18 protein-coding genes and 5 tRNA genes are annotated in these 18103 nt (G+C 55.0%); 8 read left to right on the forward strand and 15 right to left on the reverse strand.

Features of this window, described 5'->3' with window-relative positions; genetic code table 11:
* Nucleotides 1–54: 54 nt before the first annotated feature.
* The 6 genes from modF to gpmA all read left to right on the forward strand — a co-directional run bounded on the left by modF (nt 55) and on the right by gpmA (nt 6946).
* Entirely contained in the window at nt 55–1527 is a 1473-nt protein-coding gene (gene modF / locus ACHH0Z_RS05015) for a molybdate ABC transporter ATP-binding protein ModF (RefSeq protein ID WP_045405879.1), read from the forward strand.
* 201 nt (nt 1528–1728) lie between these two features.
* Nucleotides 1729–2745 (forward strand): UDP-glucose 4-epimerase GalE, encoded by a 1017-nt coding sequence (gene galE / locus ACHH0Z_RS05020; protein ID WP_008501115.1) that lies wholly within the window; start codon nt 1729–1731, stop codon nt 2743–2745.
* 9 nt (nt 2746–2754) lie between these two features.
* Nucleotides 2755–3801, forward strand: coding sequence for a galactose-1-phosphate uridylyltransferase (galT, locus tag ACHH0Z_RS05025; protein WP_045405877.1), 1047 nt, complete (start codon nt 2755–2757; stop codon nt 3799–3801).
* Between the two features lie 3 nt (nt 3802–3804).
* Nucleotides 3805–4953 carry a galactokinase gene (gene galK, locus ACHH0Z_RS05030; protein ID WP_021241009.1) on the forward strand — a complete coding sequence of 383 codons (1149 nt, stop codon included), beginning with the start codon at nt 3805–3807 and terminating at the stop codon, nt 4951–4953.
* On the forward strand, nt 4947–5987 hold the full coding sequence (gene galM, locus ACHH0Z_RS05035) for a galactose-1-epimerase (RefSeq protein ID WP_021241010.1): 1041 nt from the start codon (nt 4947–4949) through the stop codon (nt 5985–5987). Before galK ends, galM begins: the two co-directional genes overlap by 7 nt.
* 206 nt (nt 5988–6193) lie before the next feature.
* Complete coding sequence (gene gpmA, locus ACHH0Z_RS05040; RefSeq protein WP_008501111.1) at nt 6194–6946, forward strand: 2,3-diphosphoglycerate-dependent phosphoglycerate mutase; 753 nt, start codon at nt 6194–6196, stop codon at nt 6944–6946.
* A 61-nt stretch (nt 6947–7007) separates the two neighbouring features.
* On the opposite strand, the gene aroG is transcribed toward gpmA, so the two are convergent.
* Nucleotides 7008–8060, reverse strand: a complete 1053-nt coding sequence (aroG, locus tag ACHH0Z_RS05045) for a 3-deoxy-7-phosphoheptulonate synthase AroG (protein WP_008501110.1) — start codon at nt 8058–8060, stop codon at nt 7008–7010.
* A 304-nt stretch (nt 8061–8364) separates the two neighbouring features.
* Here aroG and ACHH0Z_RS05050 point away from each other — a divergent pair, with 304 nt between their 5' ends.
* The gene (locus ACHH0Z_RS05050; RefSeq protein WP_008501109.1) at nt 8365–8742 is read left to right on the forward strand and encodes a YbgS-like family protein; all 378 of its coding nucleotides are present in this window, start codon (nt 8365–8367) and stop codon (nt 8740–8742) included.
* Between the two features lie 106 nt (nt 8743–8848).
* Nucleotides 8849–9781 (forward strand): CDF family zinc transporter ZitB, encoded by a 933-nt coding sequence (gene zitB / locus ACHH0Z_RS05055; RefSeq protein ID WP_008501107.1) that lies wholly within the window; start codon nt 8849–8851, stop codon nt 9779–9781.
* Here zitB and pnuC read toward each other — a convergent pair.
* The 14 genes from pnuC to ybgC form a co-directional block, all read right to left on the reverse strand.
* Nucleotides 9778–10497, reverse strand: coding sequence for a nicotinamide riboside transporter PnuC (gene pnuC, locus ACHH0Z_RS05060; protein WP_021241012.1), 720 nt, complete (start codon nt 10495–10497; stop codon nt 9778–9780). The genes zitB and pnuC overlap by 4 nt on opposite strands.
* A gap of 22 nt (nt 10498–10519) precedes the next feature.
* Nucleotides 10520–11563 carry a quinolinate synthase NadA gene (gene nadA / locus ACHH0Z_RS05065; protein ID WP_008501105.1) on the reverse strand — a complete coding sequence of 348 codons (1044 nt, stop codon included), beginning with the start codon at nt 11561–11563 and terminating at the stop codon, nt 10520–10522.
* A 191-nt stretch (nt 11564–11754) separates the two neighbouring features.
* Nucleotides 11755–11830, reverse strand: a tRNA-Lys gene (locus tag ACHH0Z_RS05070).
* 24 nt (nt 11831–11854) lie between these two features.
* A tRNA-Lys gene (locus ACHH0Z_RS05075) sits at nt 11855–11930 on the reverse strand.
* A 46-nt stretch (nt 11931–11976) separates the two neighbouring features.
* Nucleotides 11977–12052, reverse strand: a tRNA-Lys gene (locus tag ACHH0Z_RS05080).
* 3 nt (nt 12053–12055) lie between these two features.
* Nucleotides 12056–12131 (reverse strand) — tRNA-Val (locus ACHH0Z_RS05085).
* A 27-nt stretch (nt 12132–12158) separates the two neighbouring features.
* Nucleotides 12159–12234: transfer RNA gene (locus ACHH0Z_RS05090), tRNA-Lys, on the reverse strand.
* A 161-nt stretch (nt 12235–12395) separates the two neighbouring features.
* Entirely contained in the window at nt 12396–13193 is a 798-nt protein-coding gene (cpoB, locus tag ACHH0Z_RS05095; protein ID WP_021241013.1) for a cell division protein CpoB, read from the reverse strand.
* Between the two features lie 9 nt (nt 13194–13202).
* Nucleotides 13203–13724 (reverse strand): peptidoglycan-associated lipoprotein Pal, encoded by a 522-nt coding sequence (pal, locus tag ACHH0Z_RS05100; RefSeq protein WP_003858578.1) that lies wholly within the window; start codon nt 13722–13724, stop codon nt 13203–13205.
* 35 nt (nt 13725–13759) lie between these two features.
* Nucleotides 13760–15052 (reverse strand): Tol-Pal system beta propeller repeat protein TolB, encoded by a 1293-nt coding sequence (tolB, locus tag ACHH0Z_RS05105; protein WP_008501103.1) that lies wholly within the window; start codon nt 15050–15052, stop codon nt 13760–13762.
* A gap of 134 nt (nt 15053–15186) precedes the next feature.
* Nucleotides 15187–16455: a cell envelope integrity protein TolA gene (gene tolA, locus ACHH0Z_RS05110; protein ID WP_008501102.1), complete on the reverse strand. Its 1269-nt coding sequence runs from the start codon at nt 16453–16455 to the stop codon at nt 15187–15189.
* Between the two features lie 28 nt (nt 16456–16483).
* On the reverse strand, nt 16484–16912 hold the full coding sequence (gene tolR / locus ACHH0Z_RS05115; protein ID WP_003858589.1) for a colicin uptake protein TolR: 429 nt from the start codon (nt 16910–16912) through the stop codon (nt 16484–16486).
* Nucleotides 16913–16915: 3 nt separating this feature from the next.
* Nucleotides 16916–17608 (reverse strand): Tol-Pal system protein TolQ, encoded by a 693-nt coding sequence (tolQ, locus tag ACHH0Z_RS05120; RefSeq protein WP_008501101.1) that lies wholly within the window; start codon nt 17606–17608, stop codon nt 16916–16918.
* Nucleotides 17605–18009, reverse strand: coding sequence for a tol-pal system-associated acyl-CoA thioesterase (gene ybgC, locus ACHH0Z_RS05125; protein ID WP_003858593.1), 405 nt, complete (start codon nt 18007–18009; stop codon nt 17605–17607). The genes tolQ and ybgC overlap by 4 nt, the downstream gene beginning before the upstream one ends.
* Nucleotides 18010–18103 lie beyond the last annotated feature (94 nt).

Here is an 18103-nt window from a genome sequence, read left to right on the forward strand (position 1 = left end):
CGTACCGACAGTGCGTATCCCTGATATCTGGTGCTGCAAAAACAGGGATAAACCATGTCATCATTGCATATTTCGCAAGGCACGTTTCGTCTTAGCGATACCCGAACGCTGACAATTGCTGATTTGACGCTACGCGCGGGTGAAAGCTGGGCGTTTGTCGGCACAAACGGCAGCGGTAAATCCGCGCTGGCCCGCGCGCTGGCCGGAGAGCTCAACCTCCTCAAGGGCGAATACCAGAGCAACTTTACGCGCCTGACGCGCCTGTCGTTTGAACAACTGCAAAAGCTGGTCAGCGACGAGTGGCAGCGCAACAACACCGATTTGCTCAGCCCTGGCGAAGAGGATACCGGCCGTACGACGGCGGAAATTATTCAGGATGAAGTGAAGGATCCCGCCCGCTGCCAGTGCCTGGCAGAACAGTTCGGTATCACCCCTCTGCTGAACCGGCGCTTTAAATACCTTTCGACCGGCGAGACGCGAAAAACGCTGCTTTGTCAGGCGCTGATGAGCGAACCTGAACTGCTTATTCTGGACGAACCGTTCGACGGTCTTGACGTGCAATCCCGGGCGCAGCTGGCGTCTCTGCTGGCGTCGCTTAATCAGCAGGGATATACCCTCGTGCTGGTGCTTAACCGTTTTGATGAAATTCCGGACTTTATCCAGCACGCGGGCGTCCTGGCCGACTGTAACCTGACCGAGACCGGCGAAAAAACCGCACTGCTTAAGCAGGCGCTGATTGCCCAGCTCGCGCACAGCGAACAGCTCGACGGTATTACCCTTCCGGAACCCGACGCCCCGTCGGCGCGCCACGCGCTTGATCCCCACCAGCCGCGCATCGTGCTGCGCGATGGGGTGGTCTCTTATGACGATCGCGCTATCCTTAATCACCTCAACTGGACGGTCAATCCAGGCGAGCACTGGCAGATTGTCGGCCCCAACGGCGCGGGAAAATCCACGCTGCTGAGCCTGATCACCGGCGATCATCCGCAGGGCTATAGCAACGATCTGACGCTGTTCAGTCGGCGTCGCGGCAGCGGCGAAACCATCTGGGATATCAAAAAACATATCGGCTACGTCAGCAGCAGCCTGCATCTGGATTACCGGGTCAGTACCACGGTACGCAACGTGATCCTCTCCGGGTATTTTGACTCCATCGGCATTTATCAGGCGGTGTCGGACAAACAGCACAAGCTGGCCCAGCAGTGGCTGGACATTCTGGGCATGGACAACCGGGTTGCTGACGCGCCGTTTCATAGTCTTTCGTGGGGGCAGCAGCGACTGGCGCTGATCGTTCGCGCGCTGGTGAAACACCCTACGCTGCTGATCCTCGACGAACCGCTGCAGGGACTCGACCCGTTGAACCGCCAGCTTATCCGCCGCTTTGTGGACGTGCTGATTAGCGAAGGTGAAACGCAGCTGCTGTTCGTTTCACATCATGCCGAAGATGCCCCCTCCTGCATCACCCACCGCCTGGAGTTTGTTCCGGACGGTGAGCACTATTACTATCGGCAAAGCAAAATCGATTAATCCCCGGAGGGCACCGCCCTCCGTTTTTCAGATAACCTGCACTAATACATTGCTATCCCGTTGATCTACAATGCCTCACGGTAGCTGAAAATCGGATTTTAAAAACAGTGTAAACGATTCCACTATTTTATCCCATGTCACACTTTTCGCGTCTCTGTTATGCTATGGTTATTACATACCATAAGCCCAATGGAGCGAAATATGCGAGTTCTGGTAACAGGTGGTAGCGGTTACATCGGTAGTCATACCTGCGTGCAGCTGCTGCAAAACGGCCATGACGTCATCATTCTCGATAACCTGTGCAACAGTAAGCGCAGCGTGCTGCCTGTGATTGAACGTCTTGGCGGTAAACACCCGACGTTCGTGGAAGGCGACATCCGTAACGAAGCGCTGATGACCGAGATCCTTCACGACCACGCCATTGAAGCGGTGATCCACTTCGCGGGTCTGAAAGCGGTCGGTGAATCCGTTGCTAAGCCGCTTGAGTATTACGACAACAACGTCAACGGCACCCTGCGTCTCATCTCCGCCATGCGTGCGGCCAACGTCAAAAACTTCATCTTTAGCTCTTCCGCCACCGTCTACGGCGATCAGCCTAAAATCCCTTACGTTGAAAGCTTCCCGACCGGGACGCCGCAGAGCCCGTACGGCAAAAGCAAGCTGATGGTGGAGCAGATCCTGACCGACCTGCAAAAAGCCCAGCCGGAGTGGAGCATCGCGCTGCTGCGCTACTTCAACCCGGTCGGTGCGCATCCGTCTGGCGATATGGGGGAAGATCCGCAGGGCATTCCGAACAACCTGATGCCGTATATCGCCCAGGTGGCGGTAGGCCGTCGCGAGTCGCTGGCGATTTTTGGCAATGACTACCCGACCGAAGACGGCACCGGCGTGCGCGACTATATCCACGTGATGGATCTGGCCGACGGCCACGTTGCGGCCATGCAGCAGCTGGCGGATAAACCGGGCGTGCATATTTACAACCTCGGCGCCGGCGTCGGCAGCAGCGTGCTGGACGTGGTTAACGCCTTCAGCAAAGCCTGCGGCAAGCCGGTGAACTACCACTTCGCACCGCGTCGTGAGGGCGATCTGCCTGCTTACTGGGCCGACGCCACCAAAGCCGACAAAGAGCTTAACTGGCGTGTTACGCGCACGCTTGATGAAATGGCACAGGATACCTGGCACTGGCAGTCACGCCACCCGCAAGGTTATCCGGACTAAGGATCCGTCATGACGCAATTTAATCCCGTCGATCATCCGCATCGTCGTTTTAACCCGTTAAGCGGGCAATGGATTTTAGTTTCTCCGCATCGCGCCAAGCGCCCCTGGCAGGGGGCGCAGGAGACGCCTGCAAAACAGACGCTGCCGCAGCACGACCCGGACTGCTTCCTCTGTCCGGGCAACACGCGCGTCACCGGGGATAAAAACCCGGACTACAAAGGCACCTTCGTGTTTACCAACGATTTTGCCGCCCTGATGACCGACACGCCGGACGCGCCGGAAAGCCACGATCCGCTGATGCGCTGTGAAAGCGCGCGCGGTACCAGCCGCGTGATCTGCTTCTCCCCCGATCACAGCAAAACGCTGCCGGAGCTGAGCGTTGAGGCACTGAAAGAGGTGGTCAGCACCTGGCAGGCGCAAACTGCCGAGCTGGGTCAAACTTACCCATGGGTGCAGGTGTTTGAAAATAAAGGTGCGGCCATGGGCTGCTCTAACCCGCACCCGCACGGCCAGGTCTGGGCGAACAGCTTCCTGCCTAACGAAGCCGAGCGTGAAGACCGCCTGCAACAAGCGTATTACGTGGAAAACGGCTCGCCGATGCTGGTGGATTACGCGCAGCGTGAGCTGGCCGACGGCAGCCGTACCGTGGTGGAGACCGAACACTGGCTGGCCGTCGTGCCTTACTGGGCCGCCTGGCCGTTTGAGACGCTGCTGCTGCCGAAAGCGCACGTGCAGCGCATCACCGAGCTCAGCGACGCGCAGCGCGACGACCTTGCCCTGGCGCTGAAAAAGCTGACCAGCCGTTACGACAACCTGTTCCAGTGCTCCTTCCCGTACTCCATGGGCTGGCACGGCGCACCGTTTAACGGGGAAGAGAATCAGCACTGGCAGCTGCATGCCCATTTCTATCCGCCGCTGCTGCGCTCTGCGACGGTGCGTAAATTTATGGTGGGCTACGAAATGCTGGCGGAAACCCAGCGTGACCTGACGGCGGAACAGGCGGCTGAACGTCTGCGTGCCGTTAGCGACGTCCACTATCGCGAATCAGGAGTCTAAAAGATGAGTCTGAAAGATAAAACACAATCCCTGTTTGCTGAGAAATTTGGCTACCCTGCCACCCACGTAATTCAGGCACCTGGCCGCGTCAACCTGATTGGTGAACACACCGACTACAACGACGGTTTTGTGCTGCCGTGCGCCATCGATTACCAGACGGTCATCAGCTGCGCGAAGCGCGACGACCGCCAGGTTCGCGTGATTGCGGCGGATTACGGTAATGAGACGGACGCGTTTTCCCTCGATGCCCCGATTGTGACGCACGACAGCCAGCAGTGGTCTAACTACGTGCGCGGCGTGGTGAAGCATCTGCAGAAGCGTAACAAAAACTTCGGCGGCGCCGATTTGGTCATCAGCGGCAACGTGCCGCAGGGGGCGGGCTTAAGCTCCTCTGCGTCTCTGGAGGTCGCCGTCGGCACCGTGTTCCAGCAGCTCTATCATTTGCCGCTGGATGGCGCGCAAATCGCCCTGAACGGCCAGGAAGCGGAAAACCAGTTCGTGGGCTGCAACTGCGGCATCATGGACCAGCTGATCTCCGCGCTGGGCAAAAAAGAGCACGCGCTGCTGATCGACTGCCGCTCGCTGGGCACCAAAGCCGTTCCCCTGCCAAAAGGCGCGGCTGTCGTGATCGTCAACAGCAACTTTAAGCGCACGCTGGTGGGCAGCGAGTACAACACCCGCCGCGAGCAGTGCGAAACCGGCGCCCGCTTCTTCCAGCAGCCCGCCCTGCGTGACGTGACGCTCAATGAATTTAACAAAGTGGCGCACGAGCTGGACCCGATTGTCGCCAAACGCGTTCGTCACGTGCTGACGGAAAATGCCCGTACCGTTGAAGCCGCGTCCGCGCTGGCGAAAGGTGACCTGAAACGCATGGGTGAACTGATGGCGGAATCTCACGCCTCCATGCGCGATGATTTTGAAATCACCGTGCCGCAGATCGACACCCTGGTGGAGATCGTCAAAGCGGTCATTGGCGACAAAGGCGGCGTGCGCATGACGGGCGGCGGTTTTGGCGGCTGCATCGTTGCGCTGGTGCCTGAGGAGCTGGTCCCTGCTGTACAGGACGCCGTGGCGAAGCAGTACGAAGCAAAAACAGGTATCAAAGAAACCTTCTATGTTTGCAAAGCATCACAAGGAGCCGGACAGTGCTAAACGAAACACCTACCCTCGCACCGGATGGTCTGCCGTATCGCCTGTTAACCCTGCGCAATCGCGCGGGGATGGTGGTTACGCTCATGGACTGGGGTGCAACCCTTCTTTCAGCACGCGTACCGATGCCGGACGGCAGCGTACGCGAAACCCTGCTCGGCTGCGCCTCACCCGAGCAGTATGTTAATCAGTCTGCCTATCTGGGCGCATCCGTAGGGCGCTATGCGAACCGCATCGCGAAGAGCCGTTTTGAACTCGACGGCGTGCAGTACACCCTGCTTCCAAGCCAGGGTGAGAACCAGCTGCACGGCGGCCCGGACGGGTTTGATAAACGCCGCTGGAAGATTGTTCGTCAAAACGACGGCGAAGTGCTGTTCTCGCTGGATTCGCAGGACGGCGATCAGGGCTTCCCGGGTAACCTTATCGCCTCTGCGCGCTTTACATTGACGGACGACAACCGTATTGCCATCGAATACCGTGCGACGGTCGACAAGCCGTGTCCGGTTAACCTGACCAATCACGCGTACTTTAATCTGGACGGTAACCAGTGCGACGTGCGGAACCACAAGCTTCAGATCCTGGCGGATGCGTATCTGCCGGTTGATGAGATGGGCATTCCGTACCAGGGCCTCAAAGACGTGAGCGGAACCAGCTTTGACTTCCGCAGCGCGAAATCCATCGCCCAGGATTTCCTGAGCGATGACGACCAGCGCAAGGTGAAAGGCTACGACCACGCGTTCCTGCTGCAGGCTAAAGGCGATGTGAAACAACCTGCCGCACAGGTCTGGTCCACCGATGAGAAGCTGCAGATGACGGTTTATACCACCGCTCCTGCCCTGCAGTTCTACTCAGGTAACTATCTCGGCGGCACGACGGCGCGCGAACACGAAGAGTACAGCGACTGGCAAGGCCTGGCGCTGGAGAGCGAGTTCCTGCCGGACAGCCCGAATCATCCGGAATGGCCGCAGCCGGACTGCGTGCTGCGCCCGGGTGAAGAGTACGTTAGCGTGACGGAATATCATTTTATTCCACATTAATATTCAGCCCTCCCTCCGGAGGGCTTTTTTCTGTGCGTCTTGCTGAAAATAGCGCCGATCGCAGACAAAATCATAACCCTGGATTCACAAGCATCTTACACTCAGAGACTATTTTCGCTATGGTTAGGGTTAAGCGTTGCTGCTGGCACGGCCACGGCAATATAATGAGAATTGTTATCATTCTAAAAATGCTTGAGGAGTAAGAGATGGCTATTACTAAGCTGGTTCTGGTGCGTCACGGCGAAAGCCAGTGGAACAACGAAAACCGCTTTACCGGTTGGTACGACGTTGATCTGTCCGAGAAAGGCGTAAGCGAAGCAAAAGCAGCAGGTAAACTGCTGAAGGAAGAAGGCTTCAGCTTTGATTTTGCTTACACCTCTGTGCTGAAACGTGCCATCCATACCCTGTGGAACGTGCTGGACGAACTGGACCAGGCCTGGCTGCCGGTTGAGAAATCCTGGAAACTGAACGAGCGTCACTACGGTGCGCTGCAGGGCCTGAACAAAGCGGAAACCGCTGAGAAATACGGTGACGAGCAGGTTAAACAGTGGCGTCGCGGCTTCGCGGTCACCCCACCAGAGCTGACCAAAGACGACGAGCGCTACCCGGGCCACGACCCGCGTTACGCGAAACTGACCGACGCTGAGCTGCCAACCACCGAGAGCCTGGCGCTGACCATCGACCGCGTTGTGCCTTACTGGAACGAAACCATTCTGCCACGTCTGAAAAGCGGCGAGCGCGTGATTATCGCCGCTCACGGTAACTCCCTGCGTGCGCTGGTGAAATACCTGGACAACATGGGTGAAGACGAAATTCTCGAACTGAACATCCCAACTGGCGTACCGCTGGTGTATGAGTTCGACGAAAACTTCAAGCCAATCAAACACTACTACCTGGGTAACGCGGACGAAATCGCAGCGAAAGCGGCGGCCGTTGCGAACCAGGGTAAAGCGAAGTAATTTTCGCTGACCATAAAAAAAGCGCGGAACCGTCCGCGCTTTTTTATTTGAGCCGTCAGAATTAACCGCGACGCGCTTTCACCGCATTCGCCAGCTGGCGCAGGATGGCGTCGGTATCGTCCCAGCCGATGCAGGCATCGGTCACGCTCTTGCCGTACACCAGCGGCTCGCTGCCTTCCAGGTTCTGGTTACCTTCAACCAGATGGCTTTCGATCATCACCCCAATTACCGCCTTCTCACCGCCGGCAATCTGCTGACAGACGTCTGCGCCCACTTCCATCTGCTTTTTAAACTGCTTGCTGGAGTTGGCGTGGCTGAAATCGATCATCACCTGCGGTGGCAGCCCGGCTTTTTCCAGCCCGACTTTGACTTCGGCCACATGCTTTGCGCTGTAGTTCGGCTCTTTGCCGCCGCGCAGAATGATATGGCAGTCACCGTTACCGCTGGTGTTAACGATGGCGGAGTGGCCCCATTTGGTCACGGACAGGAAGCAGTGCGGTGCGCCCGCTGCGTTGATGGCGTCGATAGCCACCTTAATGGTGCCGTCAGTGCCGTTTTTGAAGCCTACCGGACAAGAGAGACCGGACGCCAGCTCGCGGTGAACCTGAGATTCAGTAGTGCGGGCACCAATTGCCCCCCAGCTCATCAGGTCTGCCAGATACTGGGGCGTAATCATATCCAGGAACTCACCGGCCGCAGGCAGCCCGCTGTCGTTAATCTCCAGCAGCAGCTTGCGCGCAATGCGCAGACCGTCGTTGATCTGGAAGCTGTTATCCATGTGCGGATCGTTAATCAGCCCTTTCCAGCCAACGGTGGTGCGCGGTTTTTCAAAATAGACGCGCATCACGATTTCCAGCTCATCCTTCAGCTCTTCACGCAGGGTGAGCAGACGGGCTGCGTATTCTTTCGCGGCAGCAGGATCGTGGATAGAGCATGGGCCAATCACCACCAGAAGACGATCGTCATTACCTTTCAGGATCTTATGGATCGCTTTACGAGCATGAGAAACCGTGTTTGCGGCATTTTCAGTGGCGGGGAATTTCTCAAGGAGTGCTACAGGAGGTAATAACTCATTGATCTCTTTAATACGTAAATCGTCATTCTGATAATTCATCTTCGTTCCAGCTCTGCCATATCTTTAGTAATGAAAGCAATCCTTTCAATCTATCTTGTCGCTCAGGAAGTGTAAACACGGTTTTACACTTCACGCAGATAATTCCTGGAATTCGCCTAAAAATCGCCACAAAATAGCGAAAAACGAGATCTAACCTAAGCTTTTTAACTGTAACAACCATTTTTATACGCTTAAACGCGATTCCCGACTGACGTAAGTCCGTATGGCGGAATCTTTCGCCTCTGAAAAAGATGCACTGTTGGAAAAAGTTATCCAGCGTAACGACAAGAACAGGAGCACCATGATGAAAATGACAAAACTGGCAACCCTCTTCCTGACCGCCACCCTCACCCTGGCCAGCGGTAGCGTTCTTGCGGCCGAAACGGGCTCATCGGGTAACGGTGATGCAAACGCGGCTGCGTCAGCAGGCCAGGTCGCCCCTGATGCCAAACAGAACGTCGCCCCGAACAATGTCGATAATAGTCAGATCAATAATGGAAACACCAACACCGGCGGCACCATGCTGCACCCCAACGGTACCGACTCCGGTACCATGAATCATGACAGCATGAGCAAAGATGAAGTTCATAAGAACTCCATGTGTAAAGATGGCAAATGTCCCGACCCGAATGACAAAGTGGGGGATGATGCCAATACCAAAACAGATGGTACGACTCAGTAACCGGCTGTGAAATTAATGATAAAAGGAGAGCTAAGGCTCTCCTTTCTTTTTGAGTAACCTATTAAAAACGCTACACTAAAAACGATAACGAATCAGGAAAGATAACATGGCACACACACATTCCCACGCCGCCGGCGACGACAACGCTAAACGATTGCTGCTGGCCTTCGGCGTCACCGCAACCTTCATGATTATTGAGGTCATCGGCGGTCTGGTCTCCGGCTCTCTGGCGCTACTGGCTGACGCCGGGCATATGCTTACCGATGCAGCGGCGCTACTTTTCGCCCTTCTGGCCGTACAGTTTGCCCGTCGTCCCCCCAATACACGCCATACCTTCGGCTGGCTGAGGCTGACGACCCTTGCCGCCTTTGTTAACGCGATTGCCCTGGTGGTCATTACCATTCTTATCGTCTGGGAGGCCATTCAGCGCTTCAGACATCCTCAGCCGATTGCCGGGGCGACAATGATGGTGATTGCCGTGGCAGGGCTGGTGGCGAATATCCTGGCCTTCTGGATTTTGCACCGCGGCAGCGAGGAAAAGAACCTCAACGTGCGCGCGGCGGCTCTGCATGTGCTGGGGGATTTGCTCGGTTCAGTCGGGGCAATTGTCGCCGCGCTGGTGATCCTCTATACCGGCTGGACGCCTGTCGATCCGATTTTGTCCGTGCTGGTGTCGTGTCTGGTCTTGCGCAGCGCCTGGCGGCTGCTGAAGGAGAGCGTGAATGAACTGCTTGAAGGGGCTCCGGCATCCATGGACATCGACGAGCTGAAGCGCAACCTGCGCCGTACTGTTCCGGAAGTCCGTAATGTCCACCACGTGCACGTCTGGCTGGTGGGGGAGAAACCGGTCATGACGCTTCATGTCCAGGTGATCCCGCCTCACGACCACGATGCGCTGCTCGATCGCATCCAGCACTTCCTGGAACATCACTACGACATTAGCCATGCCACCGTTCAGATGGAGTATCAGCCCTGTAGCGGACCAGACTGCCACCTTAACGAGGCGCAGTCCGGTCATTCACATCATCATGACCACTAGCTGGAAAGCGCGCGAGAGCCTCGCTCACGCGCGCTGTTAATCCACATCCGGCTACCGTTCAGCGCGATGAAAGTCAGCAACAGATATTCCAGCGACATGGCATAGACGCCCTGCAGGGCGAAGATCGCCACGCTGATAACGTTGATGATGACCCACAGCAGCCAGTTCTCAACGTATTTACGGGTCATCAGAATCATCGCTGCAATCGACAGCACCATCATGCAGGAATCCCAGAACGGGAAAGCATCCGGCTGGAGTTCTGGCATCGTCACGTTCAGGCCGATGCCGGACATGACCGAAACGGCAATGCGGGTCAGGAACGCAAATACCGGATTGATGAAGACGGTCATTAAGCCAATGGCCACCACGCAGGCGACAAACCAGGCGATGGCTTTCGGCAAGGGCAGCCAGCGAATCTGCAGCTCTGCCTCCTGCTGGCTGTTCTGACGCGACCACGCATACCAGCCGTAAATATTGGCGGCGAAGAAGAACAGCTGCAAAAGCAGGCTGGCGTACAGCTGGATCTGGAAGAAAATAATCGCAAACAGCGTGACGTTAATCAGCCCGAACGCATAATTGCTGATCTTCTCAAGGCTTGCCAGCCAGATACACAATAGTCCCGCCAGCGTACCAACGGCCTCAATCCATGACAGGTCATAGCCAGCTGCACCAATCGGTATATGAACCAGAATGTTCTGTGTGCTAAAAAAATCCATCTTTTCCCCGGGGCGTAGTGAATTAAGTACGTAGTGTAGCCGCAAAATCCAGCATGCGGTTAAGCGGAATTAACGCGCCTTCACGCAGGGCAGCATCCACGTGGATTTCATGCGCCGCACCACCGGTTTCTAACCCTTCGGCAATCGCTTTCAGGCCGTTCATCGCCATCCACGGGCAATGCGCACAGCTGCGGCACGTTGCCCCCTCGCCTGCCGTAGGCGCTTCGAGAAGCTCTTTCTCCGGCACGGCCTGCTGCATCTTGTAGAAGATACCGCGATCGGTCGCCACGATGAGCTGCTTGTGAGGCAACGTTCTGGCCGCGTTAATAAGCTGGCTGGTTGAACCCACCGCATCCGCCATGTCGACAATCGACTGCGGAGATTCAGGATGCACAAGAATGGCGGCGTCAGGATAAAGCGCCTTCATGCGCGCCAGCGCCTGCGTCTTGAACTCATCATGAACGATACAGGCGCCCTGCCAGCAGAGTACGTCAGCCCCCGTCTGCTTCTGAACATAGTTGCCGAGATGGCGATCAGGCGCCCAGATAATCTTCTCACCCAGACTATCCAGATGTTCAATCAGCTCAACGGCGATGCTTGACGTGACCACCCAGTCTGCCCGCGCTTTCACTGCTGCCGACGTGTTCGCGTAAACCACCACGGTCCGGTCAGGGTGGGCATCACAGAAGGCCGTGAATTCGTCAATCGGACAGCCGAGATCCAGGGAACACTCCGCGTTAAGCGTGGGCATCAGAATGGTTTTTTCCGGGCTCAGGATCTTTGCCGTTTCGCCCATAAAACGCACGCCGGCCACCAGCAGCGTGGAAGCGGGATGCCGTGCACCGAAGCGCGCCATCTCCAGTGAGTCAGAAATGCAGCCCCCGGTTTCTTCCGCCAGCTGCTGAATTTCCGGGTCAGTGTAGTAATGGGCCACCATCACCGCGTCGCGCTCTTTAAGAAGACGTTTAATCTTCTCGCGGTAGAACTGCTTTTCGTCCTGGCTCAGTGGGACAGGCTTAGGCGGAAACGGATAGATTGCGGCTTCAGGATCAAACATCACACTCATTATGGCTTCTCGTTTTACGGGCTTAACAATATTGCCTTTCATTTGCCTGACATAGCAAAACGCGTGGCAATTGTGTTTTGTATACTAAACAAGATAGCGAATCTGGCGTGAAAAGTCACCGGGAATAGATGGGCGGAGCATTTGTTGTACCGCAGATAGCAAAAAGGCGCCTTTAGGGCGCCTTTCTACACTGGTGGGTCGTGCAGGATTCGAACCTGCGACCAATTGATTAAAAGTCAACTGCTCTACCAACTGAGCTAACGACCCCTTGCGGGATTTTTTTCTTCGAAGTGGTGGGTCGTGCAGGATTCGAACCTGCGACCAATTGATTAAAAGTCAACTGCTCTACCAACTGAGCTAACGACCCATTCGGGTGCTGACTTCGAAGATTTTTACTCGGTACCACTTTAAAGTGGTGGGTCGTGCAGGATTCGAACCTGCGACCAATTGATTAAAAGTCAACTGCTCTACCAACTGAGCTAACGACCCGAGTGGTGGGTGATGACGGGCTCGAACCGCCGACCCCCTCCGTGTAAAGGAGATGCTCTACCAACTGAGCTAATCACCCACTCTGTACTGCCGGAACTGCGTTAAGTGGTGGGTCGTGCAGGATTCGAACCTGCGACCAATTGATTAAAAGTCAACTGCTCTACCAACTGAGCTAACGACCCACTTTTATGCTGCTTTCACGTTGTTTGATATCCCGTGGCAACGGCGGCATATATTACTGATTTAAGAATTCTGCGCAACAAAAATTTCGATGAAGATCACTTAACTGCTTAGTAATCATGCTGCACGACCAGAAATAACGCGATTTCTGGTCATGCGATAATCATCCCATCGAATTCAGACGTTTTTGCGCCTGCTTAGCACCTTCGGTACCCGGGAATTTTGCGACCACTTGCTGATAAACCGCTTTGGCTTTCGCCGTGTCGCCTTTGTCCTGCATGATCACGCCAACCTTATACATCGCATCTGGCGCTTTCGGCGATTTTGGGTAATTTTTCACCACTGAGGCAAAATAAAACGCCGCATCGTCCTTTTTACCCTTGTTGTAATTCAACTGACCGAGCCAGTAATTGGCATTTGGCTGATAAGTGGAATCAGGGTATTTCTTAACAAAGCTCTGAAACGCAGCAATCGCGTCATCCTGACGAGATTGATCCTGCACCAGGGCAATGGCCGCATTGTAGTCCGTATTCGCGTCACCGCTCTGTACAGGCGCGCCTGTTGAGGCAGACGTATCAGCAGATGGCGCTGGCGTAGACGTCGCCGCACCGCTCTGATCGCCTGCGGCTGGCTGCGCTGCTGCACCACCACCGCTGCTCAGGCTATCTATCTGCAACAAGATTTGCTTCTGACGTTCAACAACCTGATTAAGCTGATACTGGCTTTCCTGAATCTGACCGCGGAGAGAGTCAATATCATTCTGGTTATCGGAAAGTTGTTGCTGGAGTTGGGTTAAAAGCTGGCTGTGAGCGTTAGAAATACGCTCGAGTTGAGTGACCCGGTCTTCTACCGAGCCTGAGCCGACACTACTGATTGGTGCCTGAGCAAAAGCGGCCCAGGGGGCCGCTATTCCAACCAGTAACGACAGACTCAACAGATGATGTCTGAAGTTACTGCTCATGCAATTCTCTTAGTAAACCAGTACGGCACGACGGTTTTTGGAGTAAGCCGCTTCGTCGTGACCCAGTACTGCAGGTTTTTCTTTACCGTAAGAAACGATGGAGATCTGGTCAGCAGAAACGCCTTTACCCTGCAGGTACATTTTAACAGCGTTAGCACGACGTTCACCCAGGGAGATGTTGTACTCTGGGGTACCACGTTCGTCCGCGTGACCTTCTACGGTGACTTTGTAAGATGGGTTGCTACGCAGGAAGTTAGCGTGCGCATCCAGCATCGCAGCGAAGTCAGAACGGATGTCGTATTTATCCAGATCGAAGTAAACGATGTTGTTCTGCTGCAGCTGCTGCATCTGAAGACGCGCCTGCTCTTCAGAAGACATGTTGCCATTGCCGTTCGCGTCCATACCGGTGCCGGCACCCATCATGCCTTCGCCGCTCTGGTCATTGCTGGCGTTCTTGTTAGAAGAACACGCTGCGATTGCCATTACAGGCAGAGCGATCATCAGCCCCTTCAGCACTTTGTTCAGTTGCATTTCTATGATTCCTTTAGTAATCAATTAATTATTATTTACAGATACGGCGACCAGGCAGGTGATTTTACCTGTCCATCAGTTGCCGGAATACGCGCTTTGAAACGCCCATCTGTAGAAACCAGATTCAGCACAGATCCCATCCCCTGAGAAGAGCTGTAGATTACCATCGTGCCGTTAGGTGCCAGACTTGGCGTTTCATCCAGGAACGTTGACGACAGAACTTGCACGCCACCCGCTACCAGATCTTGTTTGGCAATGTGCTGCTGCCCGCCGTTGGAGCTGACCATTACCATAAATTTACCGTCGCTGCTCACGTCTGAGTTCTGGTTCTGAGAACCTTCCCAGGTAATACGCTGCGGAGCACCGCCGTTGATGTTGACTTTGTAGATTTGTGGACGGCCAGCCTGGTCAGAGGTAAACGCCAGGTTTTGACTGTCCGGGAACCATGAAGGTTCGGTGTTGTTGCTGCGACCGTCGGTCACCTGACGGATCTGGCCAGAGCCAATGTCCATCACGTACAGGTTCAGGCTACCGGTTTTTGACAGCGCAAACGCCAGTTTTGAGCCGTCTGGAGAGAACGAAGGCGCACCGTTGTGACGTGGGAAAGACGCCACCTGACGAACCGCACCGTTTGCCAGCGTCTGGATAACCAGCGCAGAACGGCCGCTTTCGAAGGTGACATACGCCAGCTTAGAACCGTCCGGAGACCAGGCTGGAGACATCAGTGGCTGCGAGGAGCGTTTCACCAGGAACTGGTTGTAGCCATCGTAATCAGATACGCGCAGCTCATAAGGGAATTGACCACCGTTGGTCTGCACCACGTACGCGATACGGGTACGGAACGCGCCTTTAATGCCGGTCAGTTTTTCAAATACCGCATCGCTGGCAGCGTGTGCCGCGTAGCGCAGGTACTGCTTAGTGACCTTGTAAGAGTTCTGGGCCAGAACGGTACCTGGTGCACCGCCGGTATCCACCAGCTGCCAGGCCACGTTGTAAGAACCGTCCGGATTAGGGGTAACCTGACCCACAACCACGGCATCAATACCCAGTGCAGACCATGCTGCAGGCTGAACTTCCTGCGCGCTACCCGGCTGCTGAGGCAGGCGAGAACGATCTAACGGGTTGAATTTACCGCTGTTACGCAGGTCAGCCGCCACGATGCCACCGGCATCTTCAGGTGCAGCGCCAGGACCGGCCCACTGGAACGGAACAACACCGATTGGGCGTGCCGAGTCCACCCCCTGGGTGATCTCGATACGTACTTCTGCGTGCAGTACTGCTGCCCACAGCATTAAAAAACTAAATGCTACACGTAATGCCTGCTTCATCATATCTCCCTTATCCGGGTAACCTTACCCACGATAATTTAGCAGAATGTTAACAAACTCAAATAGACAAAACTACCCGAACCCTGTGACTAAACCTGGTCTATTTTTCCCCGTTTGCACGGGGAAAATGTAACTTAAGGTTTGAAGTCCAGCGGCGCATTTTTGAAGACTTCGTAGACTGCCTGCGAAGGCGGTTTAGGCATCTTCGCCTGACGCGCTGCAGCCAGGGCCGCAGTACATAGAGCCGGGTCGCCACCTTCAGACTTAATATCCAGCAGCATGCCATCCGGAGCCAGTTTTATACGCAACGTACACGTTTTACCGGTATAGGAAGACGCATCATAGAATCGGCTTTCAATAGCGGATTTAATCTGCGCGGCATAACCGTTGATTTCAGCCCCTGTCGCACCGTTACTCTTAGTGTTACCACTTCCGGTCGGCGCTGCGTTGTTTCCTTTCGCCCCACCGCCCGTTTTCGGCGCATTCTTACCGGAGCTCAAATCGCCGAGCAGATCGTCAACCCCTGCGGCAGCAGCGGCTTTTTCAGCGGCGGCAGCCTTTTTAGCAGCCGCTTTTTCAGCTGCTGCTTTCTTATCGGCAGCGGCCTTCTCAGCTGCAGCTTTTTTGTCAGCAGCGGCTTTTTCGGCAGCTGCCGCTTTTTCTGCCGCGGCTTTTTCTGCTGCTGCTTTCTCTGCAGCAGCCGCTTTCTTCGCGGCCTCGGCAGCAGCTTTCTTCTCTGCTTCCTGAGCGGCCTTCTTCGCGGCTTCCGCTTCTGCTTTCTTCTGAGCATCAGCTGCGGCTTTCTTCGCGGCTTCCGCTTCGGCTTTCTTCTGAGCATCAGCGGCCGCTTTCTTCGCCGCTTCGGCTTCCGCTTTCTTCTGGGCGTCTGCAGCCGCTTTCTTCGCCGCTTCTGCCGCTAATTTCGCCTGGGCATCAGCCTGTGCTTTCGCGTCCGCTGCGGCTTTTGCTGCCGCCTCTTCCGCCTGCTTTTGCTGTTCCTGTGCTTTTTTCGCGGCCTCTTCGGCTTGTTTCTGCTGCTCTGCCTGCGCTTTCGCGGCTTCCTGCGCCTGCAAACGTTCTTTTTCAAGCTGCTTCAGACGTTCCTGCTCGGCAGCCTGCTTTTCACGCAGCTCTTCCGCTTGCTGTTGCGCCTGTTTTTCACGCTGCTCTTCAGCCCGTTTTGCACTCGCCTTCTGCTGCTGTTGGCGATTATAGTTCTGTACTACCGCACCGGGATCCACCATGACGGCGTCAATGGAAGATCCTCCACCGCCGCCGGCTGATGCATCAATATGCTCGTCGAACGAACTCCAGATCAGCGCTGCAAAGAGAATAACGTGCAGCACTGCGGAGACGATTATCGCTCGCTTAAGCTTGTCGTTCTGTTCGGTTGCCTTTGACACTATCGGTTCCCAAAAACTACGCGGATGATCAAATAGGTTGGGTCATTAAGCCAACTGACTTAACACCCGCACTATGTAGCAAGTTCAGCGCTTTAATAATTTCATCGTAGGGTACGTCTTTCGCGCCACCGATTAAGAAGACCGTTTTCGGATTTGACTCCAGGCGACGCTGCGCTTCGGCAATAACCTGCTCAGGTGGCAGCTGATCCATACGATCTTTTTCTACCACGACGCTGTATTGCCCTACGCCGGAAACCTCAATGATAACCGGAGGATCGTCATTGGTGCTCACCGCCTGTGATTCTGTCGCATCCGGCAGATCCACTTCCACGCTCTGGGTAATGATTGGCGCTGTTGCCATGAAGATCAGCAGCAGTACCAGCAGGACGTCCAGCAGTGGAACGATATTGATTTCGGACTTGAGCTCGCGACGACCTCGTCCACGCGATCTGGCCATGGTTTACCCCTTGTTGCTCTCGGTGCTGGTAAACGCCTGACGGTGCAGAATCGCAGTGAACTCTTCCATAAAGTTGTCGTAGTTCAGTTCCAGTTTGTTCACGCGCTGGTTCAGACGGTTGTAAGCCATAACCGCAGGAATTGCCGCAAACAGACCGATAGCGGTCGCAATCAGTGCTTCAGCGATACCCGGTGCAACCATCTGCAACGTGGCCTGCTTCACCGCGCCCAGCGCGATAAAGGCGTGCATGATCCCCCACACGGTACCAAACAGACCGATATACGGGCTGATGGAGCCGACAGTACCGAGGAACGGAATATGCGTTTCAAGGTTTTCCAGCTCGCGGTTCATCGAAATGCGCATCGCACGCGAGGCACCTTCCACCACCGCTTCAGGCGCATGATTGTTTGCACGATGCAGACGGGCGAACTCTTTGAAACCGCTGTAGAAAATTTGTTCGGAGCCGGTCAGGTTTTCACGACGTCCCTGGCTCTCCTGGTACAGACGAGAAAGCTCAATGCCCGACCAGAACTTATCTTCAAACGCTTCAGCCTCACGGCCAGCGGCATTGAGGATACGCGTTCTCTGGATGATGATGGCCCAGGATGCGATTGAAAAACCAATCAAAATCAACATGATAAGTTTAACCAGAAGGCTTGCCTTCAGGAACAAATCAAGGATATTCATGTCAGTCACTGCTTAAACTCCGCGACAATAGACTTAGGAAGCGCACGAGGCTTCATTATGGTTGGATCAACACAAACAATCAGCACTTCAGCTGAGTTCAGTACGGTATTCTCTGCGTTGACTATCCGCTGCGTGAAAACCAGTGAGGTCCCGCGCATTGATGTAATTTCAGTTTGGACTTCGAGCATATCGTCGAGTCTGGCAGGCGCAAAATACTCAAGCGTCATCTTGCGTACCACGAAGGCAACTCGCTCAGCCAACAGCACCTGTTGACTAAAGTGATGATGGCGCAGCATCTCTGTGCGTGCCCGTTCATAAAAAGCAACGTAGCTGGCGTGGTAAACCACACCACCGGCATCGGTATCTTCGTAATAGACACGAACCGGCCATCGAAACAGCGTTGTATTCACTTTACATCCCAGTAATGCAACAAAAGTTAGAGCTTTTAAACTTCGCTACTATACGCGCGGGAAAGATGGTTTGGAATGGGGGAAAGTAAACGGA

Origin of the sequence: Enterobacter cloacae complex sp. 2024EL-00227 (genome assembly GCF_043945315.1) — a bacterium.
GTDB lineage: Bacteria > Pseudomonadota > Gammaproteobacteria > Enterobacterales > Enterobacteriaceae > Enterobacter > Enterobacter roggenkampii.

Coding starts and splice junctions, on each gene's coding strand:
- ACHH0Z_RS05050 (WP_008501109.1), top strand. CDS start 8,365: ATGAAAATGACAAAACTGGCAACCCTCTTCCTGACCGCCACCCTCACC.
- galK (WP_021241009.1), top strand. CDS start 3,805: ATGAGTCTGAAAGATAAAACACAATCCCTGTTTGCTGAGAAATTTGGC.
- tolB (WP_008501103.1), bottom strand. CDS start 15,052: ATGAAGCAGGCATTACGTGTAGCATTTAGTTTTTTAATGCTGTGGGCA.
- pal (WP_003858578.1), bottom strand. CDS start 13,724: ATGCAACTGAACAAAGTGCTGAAGGGGCTGATGATCGCTCTGCCTGTA.
- galE (WP_008501115.1), top strand. CDS start 1,729: ATGCGAGTTCTGGTAACAGGTGGTAGCGGTTACATCGGTAGTCATACC.
- aroG (WP_008501110.1), bottom strand. CDS start 8,060: ATGAATTATCAGAATGACGATTTACGTATTAAAGAGATCAATGAGTTA.
- tolR (WP_003858589.1), bottom strand. CDS start 16,912: ATGGCCAGATCGCGTGGACGAGGTCGTCGCGAGCTCAAGTCCGAAATC.
- nadA (WP_008501105.1), bottom strand. CDS start 11,563: ATGAGTGTGATGTTTGATCCTGAAGCCGCAATCTATCCGTTTCCGCCT.
- modF (WP_045405879.1), top strand. CDS start 55: ATGTCATCATTGCATATTTCGCAAGGCACGTTTCGTCTTAGCGATACC.
- pnuC (WP_021241012.1), bottom strand. CDS start 10,497: ATGGATTTTTTTAGCACACAGAACATTCTGGTTCATATACCGATTGGT.
- gpmA (WP_008501111.1), top strand. CDS start 6,194: ATGGCTATTACTAAGCTGGTTCTGGTGCGTCACGGCGAAAGCCAGTGG.
- zitB (WP_008501107.1), top strand. CDS start 8,849: ATGGCACACACACATTCCCACGCCGCCGGCGACGACAACGCTAAACGA.
- cpoB (WP_021241013.1), bottom strand. CDS start 13,193: ATGAGCAGTAACTTCAGACATCATCTGTTGAGTCTGTCGTTACTGGTT.
- galT (WP_045405877.1), top strand. CDS start 2,755: ATGACGCAATTTAATCCCGTCGATCATCCGCATCGTCGTTTTAACCCG.